The organism is Mesorhizobium sp. LEGMi-168a, from assembly GCF_058312955.1.
Genome location: NZ_JBZEGV010000033.1, coordinates 34,615 through 50,999 on the forward strand (window position 1 = coordinate 34,615; position 16,385 = coordinate 50,999).

Genomic DNA, 16,385 nt, shown 5'->3' on the forward strand with positions numbered 1-16,385 from the left:
CTGAAATTTAAGGATTTATGACCATGGTTGCATATCAAATACGACCATGGTCGTACGTCAATTGGGTCTTTGGCGGGGGCTAAGCGCAATGATCCGCGGATTTCTACGCGACTGCCGGGGCAACTATGCCCTGATGACAGTCATCACGATGGTACCGCTGATGGGCGCCGTGGCGCTTGCCGTCGACTATACGGAGTTGGTCCGGGAGAAGCAGGAAACGCTGAACGCGCTCGACGCCGCCGGCATCGCGACAGCGCAGCAGATTGTCGCCGGAGCAAGCGACAGCGACGCCAAGGCCTTCGCCAAGAATTTCTTCGAGGCCAATCTAAGGCACATCCTGCCTGCCAACACGACGTTGGCGGTCACCTTGCCCAACAACAATACCGGCGGCGGCACGCTGAAAATGCAAGCCACGCTGACGTACCATCCTTACTTCCTGCCGGCCGCTGCCATGCTGCTTGGAAAGACTGCCGGCTCGACCGATGTCAATATCGTCGCAACGTCCGAGGTCCGGCTGAAGAACACGCTGGAAGTGGCACTGGTGCTCGACAATTCGGGGTCGATGAGCCTGAATGGCTCCGGCACCGGCGAGCAGCGGATAGAACTCCTCAAGACCGCCGCAACCGAATTGGTCAATATGTTGGCCAACCAAGCCAATCTGATGAAACAGGTCAGCAAGCCAGTGCAGTTCTCACTGGTCCCGTTCTCCGCCTCGGTCAATGTCGGCCCGTCCAACAAAGACAAGACCTGGATGGATCTCGATGGAATCTCGCCGATCCATCACGAGGATTTCGACTGGACGATGATGTACAAGACCGCGCCTGGCGCCGATCCCAACAAGTACATTGAGAAAGTCGGCGATGCCTACTGGAAGCGCGGCAGCGGTTGGGGCACGGGACAGAACACGACAATGACCCGCTTCAAGCTCTACGAAGATATGATGGCCACGACCAGGACCTGCACTAATAGGAGGCCCAACGGCAGTTGCCGAACCTATTCCACCCCCACAACGGGACAATATGAGGCCTGGAAAGGCTGCGTGGAGGCGAGGCCTTATCCCTACAATGTCGACGACACGACGCCGACAACAAGCAAGCCCGCCAGTCTGTTCGTCCCGATGTTCGCGCCGGACGAGGCCGGCAATCTGTGGACGGACAGCACCCACACAAGCACGGCATGGTGGGACTACGACAACAATTGGTGGGTAGATTCGGCGGATAGCCTGGCCGTCGCAAAACGCCAGTCAGATATGCGGAAATATTTCATTACGAAACCGTACACCGCACCCGCGGAGCCGACTGACGGTGGGCCAAATGCCGGATGCACGACTTCCCCCATCACGCCGCTGCAAGACGTAACCACGACGGAAGGCAAGACCACCATCACAAACGCTATCAACGCGATGACGCCGACGGGCAACACCAACGTGCCGGAAGGGCTTGCCTGGGGCTGGCGAACGCTGTCCAGCAATGAGCCCTTTACCGAGGGCCGCGACAACAACGAAAAAGGCAACGACAAGGTCGTCATCGTCCTGACCGACGGAGCCAACACTTACAGCTCGGTCAACGACGGCACCGACGCAAACAACAGGTCGACCTACGCCGCTTACGGCTACACGGGCCTGAAATATCCTGGATCAGGCAGCGCGACGCGCCTGTTCATGAATACGAGCTCCGCCGTCGGCAAGTCCACCTACACGGACGCCAACTACACCGCCGCGCTCGACGAACAGATGCAGACCCTGTGCGCCAACGCCAAGGCCAATAACATCATCGTCATGACGGTCTCGCTCGACCTCAGCAGCCAGAAGACCGCCGAAAAGAAAGCAATCGCCGCGCTCACCGCCTGCGCATCGGATTCTCGCTTCCGTAAGGATCCGACCGATCCCAGCAAGCCGGCGAAACTGTTCTGGAACTCGACCGGCGCGACGCTGTCGGACGACTTCAAGGCGATCGGCAGCGAATTGTCGAACCTGCGCATCGTCGGCTGATCCGTAAGATGGGCCGCTTGTCACAGATGCGCGAATTCTGGCGTCGATTTTGCCGCGACCGGCGCGGCAACTATGCCCTCATGACGGCGATCGCCATGGTGCCCCTGATGGGCGCCCTGGCGATCGCCGTCGATTTCACGGAGCTCAACCGGCAAAAGCAGATGGTGCTGAATGCGCTCGACGCCGCGAACTTCGCCGCCGCGAGGCGCTTGGCGGAAGGCGCGACCGACGATCAGATCAGGGCCTATGCGGTCAACTTCTTCAACGCCAATCTCAACAACATCGACCCGGCGACTATCTCGCTCGACGTCACGCTGCCCAGCAGCCAGGCCGGCGGCGGCCTGGTGAGCATGTGCGCGACGCTCAACTACCACCCCTATTTCTACCCGGCGGCGGCCCTGCTCAACGGCGCGTCCGAAGGTGACGCGAACGAACCGATCACGCTCGGGCCGTGCTCGCAGGTGCGGCTGAAGAACACGCTGGAAGTGGCGATGGTGCTCGACAATTCGGGCTCGATGTCGACGAAAGGATCCGGCACGGGGCAGAAGCGCATCGACCTGCTCAAACAGGCCGCCAAGCAACTCGTCGACACGCTGGCCCAGCAGGCGGCGCAGATCAAGCAGATCGACAAGCCGGTCCAGTTCAGCCTCGTGCCCTTTGCCGCCTCCGTCAATGTGGGGCCGGACAACGACAACGCCTCCTGGATGGACGTCTACGGGCTGTCGCCGATCGCCAACGAGAATTTCGACTGGTCGACGCTCAACGCCGCTGACAAACACGCCGAGAAGATCAACGGCATCTGGTACAAGAAAGGCACCGGCTGGGGCACGGAGGAAGGCCAGGCGCTGAGCCGCTTCTCGCTCTATCGCGACATGAAGGTCGTCACCAGCCATGAGCGCATCGTCGGCAGCAAGCGTGTCGTCTGCGACCAATACCGCTCCAACAACACCTGCGAGCGCAGCCACAACGAATACGACTACAACGACACCTACGGCCCGTTCGCCAGCTGGCAGGGTTGCGTCGACGTGCGTCCTTATCCCTACAATGTCGACGACACGCCGGCATCGGGCGGCCCCAACAACACCGGCATCGGCGTCGGCGACCCCGCGACCATGTTCGTGCCGATGTTCGCGCCGGACGAACCCGGCAACCATTGGTATGTCACGCAGGATCCCGACGAACTTCCACCGAAAACCTACGGCGCCGCCAACAGCTGGTGGAACGACAACCCGTCGAGCACCACCGGCAAGACCAGGCAATCGAACATGGCCAAGTACTTCATGCCGCGGCCGATGAATGCCCCGGTGCTGGGCGCGGGCGCCGGCCCGAACTACAGCTGCACCACGACGCCGATCACGCCGCTCACCGACGTCACCAATGCGGACGGGCTCGCGGCCGTCAAGGCGGCGATCGACCTGATGGTTCCCAACGGCAACACCAATGTTCCGGAAGGCATGGCCTGGGGCTGGCGCACCGTCTCCAGCGCCGCACCGTTCACCGGAGGACGGCCGGAGACCGAGCGCGGCAACGACAAGGTCGTCATCGTGCTGACCGACGGCGAGAACACCTATTCGACGGTCAATCCAGACCCGGCCGGCAACAGGTCGACCTATGCGGCCTACGGTTATACCGGCGTCGGCTACAACGGCACCTCGGTCACCCGCCTGTTCGGCGGCACGTCGAGCGACATCGGCCAGTTCAACTATTCGTCCGGCAACTACACCAGCGCCCTCAACGAGCAGATGGCCAAGCTCTGCGACAACGCCAAGGCGGCAAACATCATGGTGATGACGGTCGCGCTCGACATGTCCTCGACCGATGCCGGCGACAAGAAGGCGATGGAGGCGCTGAAGACCTGCTCGTCCGACTCCCGTTTCCGCAAGGACCCGACCGATCCCAGCAAGCCAGCCAAATTGTTCTGGAACGCGACCGGCGCGACGCTGTCGAACAATTTCAAGGAGATTGCGAACGAGTTGTCGAACTTGCGGGTGGTGGGTTGACGGAAGTCAAGTCGACAATGGAGAGGCCGGCGGGACAGCGCCCCCCTCTGCCCTGCCGGGCATCTCCCCCACTTGGGGGGAGATTGGCAGCTGCGGGGGCCGACCCTCTTACTGCAACGCCGGTGATTGGCGAAAGCGAAGGCGACATCTGATCTCCCCCCTTGTGGGGGAGATGTCCGGCAGGACAGAGGGGGGCGCGAAGGAACGCTGCCTGAAATTACTTTTCCCGTAGATCGACAACATCTGGCGCAACGGCCAGCGCCGCCAAGCACTTGTGCGTTTTCGCGAAGCAGCGCACATCTCAGGCGCTTTCGCGGAGACCCCGATGCCCGACGCCGCCAATCATCTGACCTTCGCGCTGATCTGCCTCGGCATGGTGCTGACGCCCGGACCGAACATGATCTACCTGATCTCGCGCTCGCTGTCGCAAGGGCCGAGGGCCGGGCTGATCTCGCTCGGTGGCGTGGCGCTGGGCTTCCTGTTCTATGTGCTGTCGGCCGCGTTCGGCATCACGGCGCTGATCTTCGCCGTGCCTTACGCCTATGACGCGCTGCGCATTGGCGGCGCGCTCTACCTGCTGTGGCTCGCCTGGCAGGCGTTGAGGCCCGGCGGGCGCTCGCCCTTCCAGGTCCGCGAGCTGCCGAAAGACAGGCCGCGCAAGCTGTTCGTCATGGGGCTGATGACCAACCTGCTCAACCCGAAAGTGGCTGTGCTCTATCTCTCGCTGCTGCCGCAGTTCATCAATCCAGCCAAGGGTCATGTGCTGTCGCAGCTTCTGGTGCTGGGCGTGACGCAGATCTCGATCAGCCTCACCGTCAACGCCATCATCGCGGTGACCGCCGGCTCGATCGCCACCTTCCTCGCCGGACGGCCGTTCTGGCTGGTCGTCCAGCGCTGGATGATGGGCACCGTGCTGACCGCGCTCGCCCTGAAGATGGCGACCGAGGCCCAAAGGTAGCCGGCGAGGCCCCCTACTACATCGGCCGGCGAACCGGCCGGATCTGCTCCGGCTCGATCACCTTGCGATAGAGATGCCAGGTCGCATGGCCGAGGACCGGCACGACGACGGCGAGACCGGCAAACAGCGGGATCGACCCGATCACCAGAAGCACCGCGACCGTCAGGCCCCAGAGCGCCATCTGTAGCGGGTTCGCCATCACGGCGCGCGCCGAGGTCTCGATCGCCGAGACGGCGCCGACGTCGCGGTCGAGCAGCAGCGGGAAGGCAATCACGGTGGTGGCAAGCACCACGACAGCGAAGACGAAGCCTGCCGCATTGCCGAGCAGGATCAGTGTCCAGCCCCTGCCGGTCGTCAGCACGTCGCGCAGGAAGGCGCCGACCGAAGCCGGCGGCTCGGCGCCGAACAGGCTGGTGTAGATCGTCTGCGCGGTGAACAGCCACAAAAGGAAGAGCGCGAAGAGCAGGCCGCCGATCACCGCGATCGAGGGCAGCGCCGGCGAATGGCGCACGTCGAGCGCGTGGTGCCAGCGGCTGCTCATGCCGAGCTCGCGCCGGCGGCTGATCTCGTAGAGGCCGATGGCCGCGAAGGGGCCGATCAGCGCGAAGCCCGACATCAGCGGATAGACGAGCTGGATGGCATTGGATCCGGAGCTCCACCGCGTCAGGATCAGGCCGGCGATCGGATAGATCAGGCACAGGAACACATAGTGCGAAGGCTTGGCCCAGAAATCCTCGGCGCCGAGCCGCAACGCATCCCACAGATCCGACGTGGTGATGTGGCGCACCGTGGGCTGCACATGCATCCCTCGTGCGTCCGCCATGACATGAAAGCCGGCCATAACCTTCCTCCGTTTGTGTCGGGGGCGGTCACCGCCAGGATGGCCGCCTTGGCTGCCACTTCTAGAACGCGAGGATGATAACTGATCTTCCGAAGAATGTCGCCGCTTCGTGCGATTTTCATCGCCTGCCCGGCAAAAGCCATGATCGCCGGTATCAGAGGCCGGATGACCATCTCGACTTCCGAAGCCCTCACATCCCTTCCCGATCTCAACCGTCGCGCATTGCTCAAGGCCGCCGGCCTTGCAGCCCTTGGCGGTATCGCCGCTTGCAGCACCGTCTCGCTGCCCACCGGCGAAGGCGCTGGCGTTTCGTCCTCCGCCACCACCACTTTGAGCACAATCCGGACATCAGCCGGACTGCCGGCGCTGGTGCCGGATGCGCAGCTCGAACAGGCGGCGCTTCAGCAGGCCGGCTACATGGCCTCGCGCGCCCGCATGAGCCACACCACCGGCTGGGGCAAGGATTTCGCCTCGCGCATGAAGGGCAACGGGGTGCGCGGCGCCGCCGGCGAGAACATCGCCGAGGGCCGCTTCGACCAGCAAAAACTGTTCGACATCTGGATGCATTCGGACGGCCATCGCCGCAACATGCTCGATCCGGATTTCAGCCGCTTCGGCCTCGCCTATGTGCGCGACGGCCGCGACCCCAGCCTGCGTTACTGGGCGCTGGTGCTCGGCAGGTAACGCCGCGCCAAATCTCCCCCCTCGAGGGGGAGATGTCGCCGAAGGCGACAGAGGGGGTCGCCGCGCATAGAACGCCAACCTCTATGTGCACAAGCAAGCCGAGCCCTGTCGGACCGACCCCCTCTGGCCTGCCGGCCATCTCCCCCTCAAGGGGGGAGATTCCGCACTCGTCCGCCTTCGCCAATCTCCAGCGTCGCAGAAGCAGGCAATGAACGTCAGTCCATGTGCGCCGCCGGCGCGCCACCGGCCGGCGCGGCCTTCGGCTTGCGCAGCAGGACCACGAATGGAACGGCAACCAGCGTCATCACCATCAGGATTTTGAAGTCGTTGATGTAGGAGATCATCATCGACTGGACGTTCACCAGCCTGTCGACCTGTGAAAGCGCGGCCGGATCGCCGCCCGCGGCCGCCGGCGATGCCGCCCACAGATTGGGATTGTACGGGTTGATGAAGGCGGAAAGCTCGGTGTGGTTCACCTGCGTGTTGCGCACCATCAGCGCCGCAACCACCGACACGCCGATCGACGAGCCCAGATTGCGCACCAGGCTGAACAGCGAAGTGGCGTCGGTGCGGTAGCGCGCGTCGAGCGTGGCGAAGGCCACCGCCGACAGCGGCACGAACACCATGCCCATGCCGAGGCCCTGGATGACGCCGGACGAGATGATCAGCCAATTGTCCATCTGCGGCGTGAAGCTCGCCATTGTGTAGAGCGACTGCGCGGTGAGCAGAAAGCCGATGGCGACCAGGATCCTGGCATCGATCCGGTGCATGATGCGGCCGACGAACAGCATCGAGATCATCGTGCCGATGCCGCGCGGCCCCAACACGACACCGATGGTGACGGTCGGGTAGCCGAAGATGTTGGCGAGCATCGGCGGCAGCAGCGACATCGAGGCCAGGATGAGCACGCCCATGACGAAGATGAAGCCGAGCCCGGTCACGAAATTGCGGTCGAGGAAGATCTTTGGATCGATGAAGGGATGTTCGGACGTCACCGTATGGATGATGAACACCCAGAAACCGGTGATCGACAGGCCGAGCTCGATCCAGATCTCGGTCGAGGAGAACCAGTCGACCTCGCCGCCGCGGTCGAGCAGAAGCTGCAGCGCGCCGACGCCGAGCGAGAGCATGGCGAAGCCGAAGAAATCGAAGCTGCGCGTGCGCTTTGCGATGCTCGGCAGATAGGCGGCCATGCCGAGGAAGGCGAGGATGCCGACCGGCAGGTTGATGAAGAACACCCAGCGCCAGTTGAAATTCTCGGTCAGCCAGCCGCCGAGCGTCGGGCCCAGGATCGGCCCCAGCATGATGCCGGCGCCCCAGATGGCCATGGCCTGGCCGTGGCGTTCCCTGGGATTGATGTCGAGCAGGAAGGTCTGCGACAGCGGCACGATCGCCGCGCCGAACACGCCTTGCAAGAGCCGAAAGAGCACCATGGTCTCGAGGCTCCAGGCCAAGCCGCAGAGCATGGAGAAGATGGTGAAGCCGACGACGGACGCGAGGAACAGTTCCTTGCGGCCGAGGCGATCGGCAAGCCAGCCGGTAACCGGCGTCATGATCGCGGCGGCCACGATGTAGGAGGTCAGCACCCAGTTGATGTTGTCTGGCGAAGCGCCGAGGTCGCCGGTCATGGTCGGCAGCGCGACATTGGCGATCGTGGTGTCGAGCGCCTGCATGATCGTCGCCAGCATGAGCGCGACCGTGATCAGGCCGCGGTGCGGCACTTCCTTGAAGGGTTCGGGCATGCTCATGGTGCTGAACTTCCAGCAGGTAACAAAAACATGTACACAGGGTTTCCGGGCGACGGGACCTTCCGCTGAGAGACCCTCATCGCGGTGGGACGCGACTATCGATGTGGGGGTTACATCGACCGAAAGTCTCTGTTCGAGCGGTATGCCTGCCGCCCGGAAACCTGAGGACCGACGGGTCCGTGTCGAAAGCTTCAGCCTGGATCGAGCCGCGACGCGACCGCCCTCAAACGCTCAGCCTTCCCACTCCTCCCATCAGACCAATCCCCTGCTCCAACTCTGTTTTTCTTCGCAATTCCGAACGGGAAGCCGCTTCACGCTTTCCTGGAATTGTTTTGACTACTGCGCGTGCTCGCCGGCCGTGGCGTGGCCGAAGATCGACGGCAGGCCGCGCGCCACGCCGGTGTCGACGGTGACCGTCGCGCTCATGCCGGTGCGCAGCGCCATCTTGGCGTCAGGGTCGGTCAGTTCCAGCCGCACGGGGATGCGCTGGGTGACCTTGACCCAGTTGCCGGTGGCGTTCTGCGCGGGCAGCAGCGAGAACTCGGCCCCGGTGCCGGCACCGATCGCCTTGACGGTCGCCTCGAAGGTCTTGCCCGGGTAGGTGTCGACAACGATCTCGGCCTTCTGGCCCGGCTTCATGTTGGTGAGCTGGGTCTCCTTGAAATTGGCGTCGATCCAGGTGTCGCGGGTCTCGACCAGCGCGAACAGCGGCGTGCCGACGGCGACATACTGGCCGACCTTGAAGGACGAGGCCTGGTAGACAATGCCGTCGGCCGGCGCCTTCACCGTGGTCTGCGCGAGGTCGTAAGCCGCCTTGTCGCGCGCGGCGAGCGCCGACATCACCGTCGGGTGCTTGTCGGTCTCGATGTCCGGGTTGCCGCCAAGCGCCGCCTTGGCGCTGACGATGCCCTGCTCTGCCACCGCCAGCTGCTGCTTGGCCTTGTCGAGGTCGTTGCGGGCCTGATCCAGCGACGACTTGGCGTTGATGCCCTTCTGGGCGAGATCGGCGGCGCGGTCATATTGCGATTGCGCGTAGTCGACCTCGCTGCCGGCCGACCTTTCCTGCGCCATCGCCTGGCTGTAGGCGGCGCGCAGCTGCTCGACATTGAGGCGCGCGGCGGCCACGGCCGCGTCGGCCTGGGCCAGCGCAATTCTGTAAGGCTCGGGGTCGATGACGAAGAGAAGATCCCCCGCCTTGACCATCTGATTGTCCGCAATGCCGACCTGGACGATGCGGCCGGCCGTATCCGAGGCGATCGAAATCCTCGCCTGCTGCAAATTGGCGTTCTCGGTCTCCTGATAGCGCCCGCCCGTCACCCAGACATAAGCGCCACCGGCGAGCAGAGCCAGCGGCAGGGCGACCATCAAAAGGAAGCGGCCGGTACGGCGCTTCTTCTTCGGCGCGGGTGCCGGCTGGGGCACAGGCGCCACAGCGACCGGAGTTGCCGCCGGCTGCGCCGGCGCTTCCATTTCAAGCTCGGTGACGTTGTCGTCTATTTTCTTGGCCTGCGCGTTCATGCCGCTGTGCCTTCCGTATTCTTGATCTTTTCCAGCGACGACGCTTCGCCATCTGTCAAATTCTGCACGATCGTGTCGAGCACCCGGATCAGGACGCGGCGGTCTTCCGGCGATACGCCGGTCAGCGATTCCTCATAGACCTCGCCGGCAAGACTCTTGACGTCGGCATAGGCAGCGCTTGCCTTGGCGGTCGGAAATATCAGGCGCACACGCCGGTCGGTCGCGTCGGTGCGGCGCTCGATCCAGCCGCCCTCTTCCATCCTGTCGACCAGGCGCGAGACGCTGATCGGCTCGATTTCCAGCATGTCGGCGAGCCGCGCCTGGGTGATGCCTGCTTCCTTGGCGACGCGCACCATCAAGCGCCATTGCGCCGAGGACAGGCCTAGCCCACTGGCGCGCGCCTCGAAGCGCTTGCGCATCAGGCGCTGCACGTCGTGGATCAAAAATCCCAGTCTGTCGATGCCGTCTGAAACCATGAGCGACATATATAATAAGCGTGCTTACTATTCAAGCGAAATGCGTTGTTCCAGAAGCCGGCAAATCGCATGGCAGCCATGCGACGGGCTCATGGTTTTCGGTCGCTGGAAGCGGCCGGCGCGTCGAGCGCAAGCCGATGCGGCACCTGATCAAGCCAGCTACTGGGGCAGCTTGAGGCGGCGCGTTCACAACCGGGCGTCAACCGTCTGAAAATTCACTGTGTTTTATCCGCATGCTGGTGCCGTTCGGCCTCTTCGTGATACAGGTAGAAGCGTGGATCGGGGGATCAACGCAATGCCGACGCTCTATGCGCTCAAGCCGGTTTTCCAGGACAGGCTGAGGCCGCTGGTCAAGAGGCTGGCGGCAATGAGCGTGACAGCCAATAGCTTAACGATGCTTGCAGCTGTCCTGTCCATCGCGGCGGGAACGGCAATCGCGCTTCTGCCAGGCTGGCGCATAGTTCTTCTTCTCATTCCCATCGTGCTTTTCGTTCGCATGGCGCTTAACGCCATGGACGGCATGCTGGCGCGGGAGCATGGCCAGGCATCGACGCTCGGCATGTATCTGAACGAAGTCTGCGACGTCGTCTCCGACCTGGCGCTGATCCTGCCATTTGCCGCCTTTGCGCAATTCGGCGCCTGGGGCGTCGTCGCCTTTGCCATTGCCGCGGTGCTCTCCGAATTCGCCGGCGTGCTCGGCATCGCCGCCGGGATCGGGCGAAACTATGCCGGGCCTTTCGGCAAGAGCGACAGGGCGCTGGCGCTCGGCGTGGTCGCGGTGCTGTGCGCCGCAGGGCTCTGGCCGGCATCGATCGCGCCGTTTGTGTTTCCAGTCATGGCTACGCTTTCGCTGCTGACCGCCATAAACCGGATACGCGCCGGCCTTATTGGCAGCGCCGGCTAAGCATCGAGGCTCGCCATGCCGCCCGGGGGAAACACCATGCTTCACGAACAGGTCGCCACCGCGCCGGCGCAAGGCCTTGCGCGGCAAGCGGAAGAACGCACGTTCCGCAGCCACGACGGCATGCAGATATTCTATCGCTTCTGGCCGGCCGTCTCGGCGAAAGCCAAAGGCGCGGTCGTGCTCTTCCATCGCGGGCACGAGCATGGCGGCCGCATGGCGCACCTCGTCGACGAACTCAGCATGCCCGACCATGCCTTCTATGCCTGGGACGCGCGCGGCAATGGCCGCTCCGAAGGCGAGCGCGGCTATGCTCCCTCCTTCTCGGTGCTGGTGCGCGACATGGACTGCTTCACGCGCGAGATCGCCGCCAAAGACGGTTTTGCCGCGCAAGACATCGCTTTGATCGCGCAGTCGTTCGGCGCGGTGCTTGCCGCCGCATGGGTGCACGACTATGCGCCGAAATTGCGCGCCATGGTGCTTGCCTCGCCCGCCTTCTCGGTCAAGCTCTACGTGCCCTTCGCCAAGGAAGGCATCGCGCTGTGGCAGAAGCTCAAGGGCCGCTTCTTCGTCAATTCCTACGTCAAGGCGAACCTGCTGACCCATGACCCGGTGCGCATCGCCTCCTTCGAGAACGATCCGCTGATCACAAGGCCGATCGCCTCGAACATCCTCGTAGAGCTCTACCAGCATGCGGCGCGCATCGTTGCCGATGCCCGCGCCATCACCGTGCCGACGCAGCTTCTTCTGTCCGGCAGCGACTGGGTGGTGCGCCACGCGCCGCAGCACGAGTTCTTCGTCAACCTCGGCAGCCGCGTGAAGGAGCGCCACGTGCTGCCGGGCTTCTTTCACGATACGCTGGGCGAGCGCGACCGCGCCAAGGCGCTCGACCTGATCCGGCCGTTCCTCGAAGGGCAGTTCGCTTCGCCGGACGAAGCTGTCGACCTGAAGCAGGCGGATATTGCCGGCTACACGCGCGACGAGGCAGACAGGCTTGCCTCGCCGCTCGATCTGCTCTCGCCCAAGGGCCTCTACTGGGCATCGAGCCGCGCCTTCATCCGCATCGGCAGCTGGTTCTCTCGCGGCATGAAGGTCGGCGTTACTACAGGCTTCGATTCCGGCTCGACGCTGGACTATGTCTATGAGGACGAGGCGCGCGGCCTCGGGCCGATCGGCCGCATGGTCGACCGGACCTTCCTCGACGCCATCGGCTGGCGTGGCATCCGCCAGCGTAAGCTCAATCTGGAGGAACTGATCGGCTCGGCGCTGGCGATGCTCAAGGCCGGCGGACGGCCCGGCCATATCCTCGACATTGCCGCCGGCCACGGTCGCTACGTGCTCGACGCCATCGCCAAGAGCCCGGAGCAGCCGGCGAGCGTGCGGCTGCGGGACTATTCCGACCTCAATGTCGAGCTCGGCCGCAAGCTGATCGCCGAACGCCAATTGCCGGCGAGCGTCTCGTTCCAGCGCGCCGATGCCTTCGACGGCGACGGGCTGGGCAGGCTCGATCCGGCGCCGGACCTCGCCATCGTCTCCGGCCTCTACGAGCTCTTCGCCGATAATGCGCTGATTGCCCGTTCGCTCGGCGGCCTTGCGCGCGCCATGCAGCCCGGCAGCCTGCTCCTCTACACCAACCAGCCCTGGCACCCGCAGCTCGAGATGATCGCGCGCAGCCTGACCTCGCATCGCGGCGGCCAGGCCTGGGTGATGCGGAGGCGTACGCAGAGCGAGATGGACCAGCTGGTCGAGGCGGCCGGCTTCGAGAAGCTCGACCAGCGCATCGACCAATGGGGCATCTTCACCGTCTCGCTCGCAAGGCGGCTTTAAACCAAGAGACAGAGCATGATGTCGTCCGAAAACCGCTTCACATTTTTCGGCATCATGCTCTAGGACCGTCGACGCATGCCAACCAGTGCCGAGCCCTCGCCACTTTCAGCCTCCACATCCGCCGAGCCCTATGGCCGTGTCGTGGTCCGGTCGGCGCTGTGGCTCGCTTTCCTCGCGCCCTTCTTCTATTCGACCTACGGCTTCGCCAACTGGCTGGCGTCGACGCGCGATTATGTCGGCAGCATCGTGTTCTCCTGGGAGCACCACGTCCCGTTCCTGGCCTGGACGATCCTGCCCTACTGGTCGATCAACCTGTTCTACGGCCTGTCGCTGCTGCTCAATGATAGCCGGCAGGGCGTCGACCGGCTGGCCGGCCGCTATCTCACCGCGCAGATCGTCGCCGTGACCTGCTTCGTCCTGTTTCCGCTGACCGCGACCTTCGTGCGGCCGGCCACAAGCGGCCTGCCGGGCTTCCTGTTTGCCGTGCTCGGCGGCTTCGACAAGCCGTTCAACCAGGCGCCGTCGCTGCACATCGCGCTTCTGGTGATCATCTGGGACCACTGGCGCCAGCGCCTCGGCGGCGCTGTCCTGCCGCTCTGGCACGGCTGGTGTTTTCTGATCGGCGCCTCGGTGCTGACGACCTGGCAGCACCACTTCATCGACATCCCGACCGGCGCGCTGCTTGGGTTCTTCGCGCTGTGGCTGTTTCCGAGCAAGGGCGAGCTGCCCTTCGCCGGTTTTCGCCTGAGCGCCAGCACGATGGCGAGGCGCCTTGCGCTGTGCTATGGGCTGGGCGCCATCGCGGCGCTTGGCGGCGCCGCCATCGGCGTCCTCTTTTCCGCAACCGCGCTTGTGCTTTTGTGGCCGGCGCTGGGGCTCACAATCGTCGCCTTCGGCTATGCCGGGGCCGGTGCCAAGGTGTTCCAGAAGACGCAGGACGGTCGCGTGTCGCTGGCAAGCCGCATCCTGCTCTGGCCCCATCGGCTTGGCGCGACGATCAATCTGCTTGCCTGGACGCGCAAGCTGCCGCCGGTGGTGGCGATAGCCGACGGCGTCTTCCTCGGCCGCTTCCCCGCTGCCGCCGAGGCCCATGGCTTCGACACGGTGATCGATCTTGCCGCCGAGTTGGAACGGCCGCGCGCCAGCACCGGCCGCTGGATCAGCTTTCCCATGCTCGACCTGTTGCCGCCGCCGGCGGACATGCTCGACCAGGCGGTGGCGGCGATCGAGCCGGCGCGCCGGCAAGGCACGGTGCTGGTCTGCTGCGCGCTCGGCTTTCAGCGCAGCGCCACCGTCATCGCCGCATGGCTGGTCGCCAGCGGCCGCTCGCACACGCCGGCGCAGGCGCAAAAGATGCTCGCCGCATCCGGTCGGCCGGTGCTTTTCCAGGACGAGCCGGCATGACGGACGCCGCCTATCAGCAGCGGACAGCAGCCTTCGCCGCCATGCTCATCAAGCAGGCGACATGGCCAGCCGCGGTCGTGATCGCCGGCGACAGCATCGCGCCGCTGGTCGCTTCGGCGCGCGGCGCATTCCAGTCACCGCTCGCAGTTTTAGCGCTGCTGGTCGCGGCGGCGAGCGCCGTTGCGGTGCTTGGGCTTTCAGCACTTCTCCTCTTCGACGCGCTTCTGTTCCGGCTGATGGCGAGCCATGACGACGAGGCTTCGGGCGGCGCCGCGGTCGACGACGTGCTTTCGCGCATGCGGCTGAAGCCTGCTCCCTCCTCCCCGCGCCCGCTCGACGAGCGTATCGCCGGAACGCGCCGCCTGCTTGCCCGCCAGCGCATCGCCCTCGCGATCTTCGTCGTCGCATTCCTGACCGCCGGATTCTGGATGCCGAAATGAGCAAGCTTGCGCTCCGGACCTTCACCTTGCTGCAGACGGCGACCTCCGTCGGCCTGTCGGCGCTGGCCTGGGCCGTGACCGGCGTTCGCCCAATCTGGAGCGGCAGCCAGCCGTCGGACCGACAGCGCATCTATTTCGCCAACCACACCAGCCATGGCGATTTCATCCTGTTGTCGGCCTGCCTCAGCGAGAAGGAGCGCGCCATCACGCACGCGATCGCCGCGGCCGAATATTGGGGAAAGTCGCGGCTGCGCCGCTTCATCGCCGAGGACATGCTGTCCTCCGTGCTGATCAGCCGGCAATGGACGAGCGAGGAAGAGAACCCGATCACCGTCATGCGATCGGTGCTCGACCAGGGCCATTCGCTGATCATCTTCCCGGAAGGCACGCGCAACATGAGCGACGAGCTGCTGCCCTTCCGCTCCGGGCTCTACAATCTGTCGATGGCGCGGCCGGATGTGGAGCTCATCCCCTGCTGGATCGAGAACATGTCGCGCGTGCTGCCCAAGGGCCAGTTCCTGCCGGTGCCGCTGCTCTGCCGTGTCGTCTTCGGCGCGCCGGTGGCGGTGGCGCCCGGCGAGGAACGCCGCGCCTTCCTCGAACGCGCCCGCACGGCGCTTAAGGCGCTCAATCCGCGCCCCGACCGAGACGATTGATGCGCCACGAAATCAGCATTCTCATCATCGGCCTGTTCGTGATGCTGAGCACCGCCAGCATCACCGCCGCCACTCTTTCGGCGCGTGCGCCGAAGCCGCTCAGCGCGACGCTGGTCAACCTCACGCAGCGCATCAACGCCTGGTGGGTGATGGTGGCGCTGATGACGGTTGCCTTCTTCTTCGGCCGCTACGGCATGACCATCCTGTTCGCGCTGATCTCTTTCGCGGCGCTGCGCGAGTTCGTGACGCTGACGCACAGTCGCCGCAGCGACCATTGGGTGCTGCTCGGCATGTTCGGCATCGTCATTCCGTTCCAGTACTGGCTGGTGTGGACGGCCTGGTACGGCCTCTTCGTCATCTTCATCCCGGTCTACTGCTTCCTGCTGATGCCGGCGATCACGGCGCTGCATGGCGATACCGAACGCTTCCTGGAGCGCATCGCGGCGCAGCAATGGGCGATCATGATCTCGGTCTATTGCGTCAGCCACGTCCCTGCCCTGCTGACGCTCAACGTGCCGGGCTTCGAAGGCCGCAACCTGTTGCTCATCGCCTTCCTGATCATCGTCGTGCAGGGCAGCGACGTGCTGCAGTACATCTTCGGCAAGCTGTTCGGAAAACACCGCTTTTCGCCGACCGTCTCGCCGTCGAAGACCTGGGAAGGCCTGATCGGCGGGCTGGTCGCGTCGAGCCTGCTCGGCGCGCTCTTGTCCTTCATCACGCCGTTTTCGCCGCTGCAGGCCTCGGCCGTGGCCCTCGTTGCCTGCACGATGGGTTTTCTCGGCGGGCTCGTCGCGTCCGCGATCAAGCGCGACCAGGGCGTCAAGGACTGGGGCCATCTGATCGAGGGCCATGGCGGCATGCTCGACCGCACCGACAGCCTGGTCTTCGCCGCGCCGATCTTCTTCCACATCGTGCGCTATTTCTGGACGGTTTGAGGACCAG

Annotated in this window: 14 protein-coding genes; 10 read left to right on the top strand and 4 right to left on the bottom strand. The window is 64.4% G+C overall.

The features are described 5' to 3' along the window. Positions 1-88 precede the first annotated feature (88 nt). The 3 genes from AC4FWB_RS29150 (at position 89) to AC4FWB_RS29160 (ending at position 4,948) form a co-directional block, all read left to right on the top strand. Positions 89-1,990 carry a pilus assembly protein TadG-related protein gene (locus AC4FWB_RS29150; RefSeq protein WP_491029690.1) on the top strand — a complete coding sequence of 634 codons (1,902 nt, stop codon included), beginning with the start codon at positions 89-91 and terminating at the stop codon, positions 1,988-1,990. 26 nt (positions 1,991-2,016) lie between these two features. Continuing rightward, positions 2,017-3,990: a TadE/TadG family type IV pilus assembly protein gene (locus tag AC4FWB_RS29155; protein WP_491029714.1), complete on the top strand. Its 1,974-nt coding sequence runs from the start codon at positions 2,017-2,019 to the stop codon at positions 3,988-3,990. Positions 3,991-4,315: 325 nt separating this feature from the next. Beyond that, positions 4,316-4,948 (top strand): LysE family translocator, encoded by a 633-nt coding sequence (locus AC4FWB_RS29160; RefSeq protein WP_491029691.1) that lies wholly within the window; start codon positions 4,316-4,318, stop codon positions 4,946-4,948. Positions 4,949-4,964: 16 nt separating this feature from the next. Here the strand turns inward: AC4FWB_RS29160 and AC4FWB_RS29165 are convergent, their stop codons facing one another. Beyond that, the gene (locus AC4FWB_RS29165) at positions 4,965-5,789 is read right to left on the bottom strand and encodes a DUF2189 domain-containing protein (protein WP_491029692.1); all 825 of its coding nucleotides are present in this window, start codon (positions 5,787-5,789) and stop codon (positions 4,965-4,967) included. A 165-nt stretch (positions 5,790-5,954) separates the two neighbouring features. On the opposite strand from AC4FWB_RS29165, the gene AC4FWB_RS29170 reads away from it, so the two are divergent. Then, positions 5,955-6,473, top strand: a complete 519-nt coding sequence (locus tag AC4FWB_RS29170) for a CAP domain-containing protein (RefSeq protein WP_491029693.1) — start codon at positions 5,955-5,957, stop codon at positions 6,471-6,473. 215 nt (positions 6,474-6,688) lie between these two features. On the opposite strand, the gene AC4FWB_RS29175 is transcribed toward AC4FWB_RS29170, so the two are convergent. The 3 genes from AC4FWB_RS29175 to AC4FWB_RS29185 all read right to left on the bottom strand — a co-directional run bounded on the left by AC4FWB_RS29175 (position 6,689) and on the right by AC4FWB_RS29185 (position 10,215). Further along, positions 6,689-8,221, bottom strand: coding sequence for a DHA2 family efflux MFS transporter permease subunit (locus AC4FWB_RS29175; protein ID WP_491029694.1), 1,533 nt, complete (start codon positions 8,219-8,221; stop codon positions 6,689-6,691). 336 nt (positions 8,222-8,557) lie between these two features. Beyond that, positions 8,558-9,739 (bottom strand): HlyD family secretion protein, encoded by a 1,182-nt coding sequence (locus tag AC4FWB_RS29180; RefSeq protein ID WP_491029695.1) that lies wholly within the window; start codon positions 9,737-9,739, stop codon positions 8,558-8,560. Then, positions 9,736-10,215, bottom strand: a complete 480-nt coding sequence (locus AC4FWB_RS29185; RefSeq protein ID WP_491029715.1) for a MarR family winged helix-turn-helix transcriptional regulator — start codon at positions 10,213-10,215, stop codon at positions 9,736-9,738. Before AC4FWB_RS29185 ends, AC4FWB_RS29180 begins: the two co-directional genes overlap by 4 nt. 295 nt (positions 10,216-10,510) lie before the next feature. Here AC4FWB_RS29185 and AC4FWB_RS29190 point away from each other — a divergent pair, with 295 nt between their 5' ends. The 6 genes from AC4FWB_RS29190 to AC4FWB_RS29215 all read left to right on the top strand — a co-directional run bounded on the left by AC4FWB_RS29190 (position 10,511) and on the right by AC4FWB_RS29215 (position 16,378). Then, entirely contained in the window at positions 10,511-11,119 is a 609-nt protein-coding gene (locus AC4FWB_RS29190; RefSeq protein WP_491029696.1) for a CDP-alcohol phosphatidyltransferase family protein, read from the top strand. A gap of 36 nt (positions 11,120-11,155) precedes the next feature. After that, positions 11,156-12,943, top strand: a complete 1,788-nt coding sequence (locus AC4FWB_RS29195; RefSeq protein ID WP_491029697.1) for a bifunctional alpha/beta hydrolase/class I SAM-dependent methyltransferase — start codon at positions 11,156-11,158, stop codon at positions 12,941-12,943. Between the two features lie 75 nt (positions 12,944-13,018). Further along, positions 13,019-14,347, top strand: a complete 1,329-nt coding sequence (locus tag AC4FWB_RS29200) for a phosphatase PAP2/dual specificity phosphatase family protein (RefSeq protein ID WP_491029698.1) — start codon at positions 13,019-13,021, stop codon at positions 14,345-14,347. After that, positions 14,344-14,787 (top strand): hypothetical protein, encoded by a 444-nt coding sequence (locus AC4FWB_RS29205; RefSeq protein ID WP_491029699.1) that lies wholly within the window; start codon positions 14,344-14,346, stop codon positions 14,785-14,787. Before AC4FWB_RS29200 ends, AC4FWB_RS29205 begins: the two co-directional genes overlap by 4 nt. Beyond that, positions 14,784-15,443 carry a lysophospholipid acyltransferase family protein gene (locus AC4FWB_RS29210; RefSeq protein WP_491029700.1) on the top strand — a complete coding sequence of 220 codons (660 nt, stop codon included), beginning with the start codon at positions 14,784-14,786 and terminating at the stop codon, positions 15,441-15,443. Before AC4FWB_RS29205 ends, AC4FWB_RS29210 begins: the two co-directional genes overlap by 4 nt. Next, positions 15,443-16,378 (top strand): phosphatidate cytidylyltransferase, encoded by a 936-nt coding sequence (locus AC4FWB_RS29215; protein WP_491029701.1) that lies wholly within the window; start codon positions 15,443-15,445, stop codon positions 16,376-16,378. Before AC4FWB_RS29210 ends, AC4FWB_RS29215 begins: the two co-directional genes overlap by 1 nt. Positions 16,379-16,385: the final 7 nt, after the last annotated feature.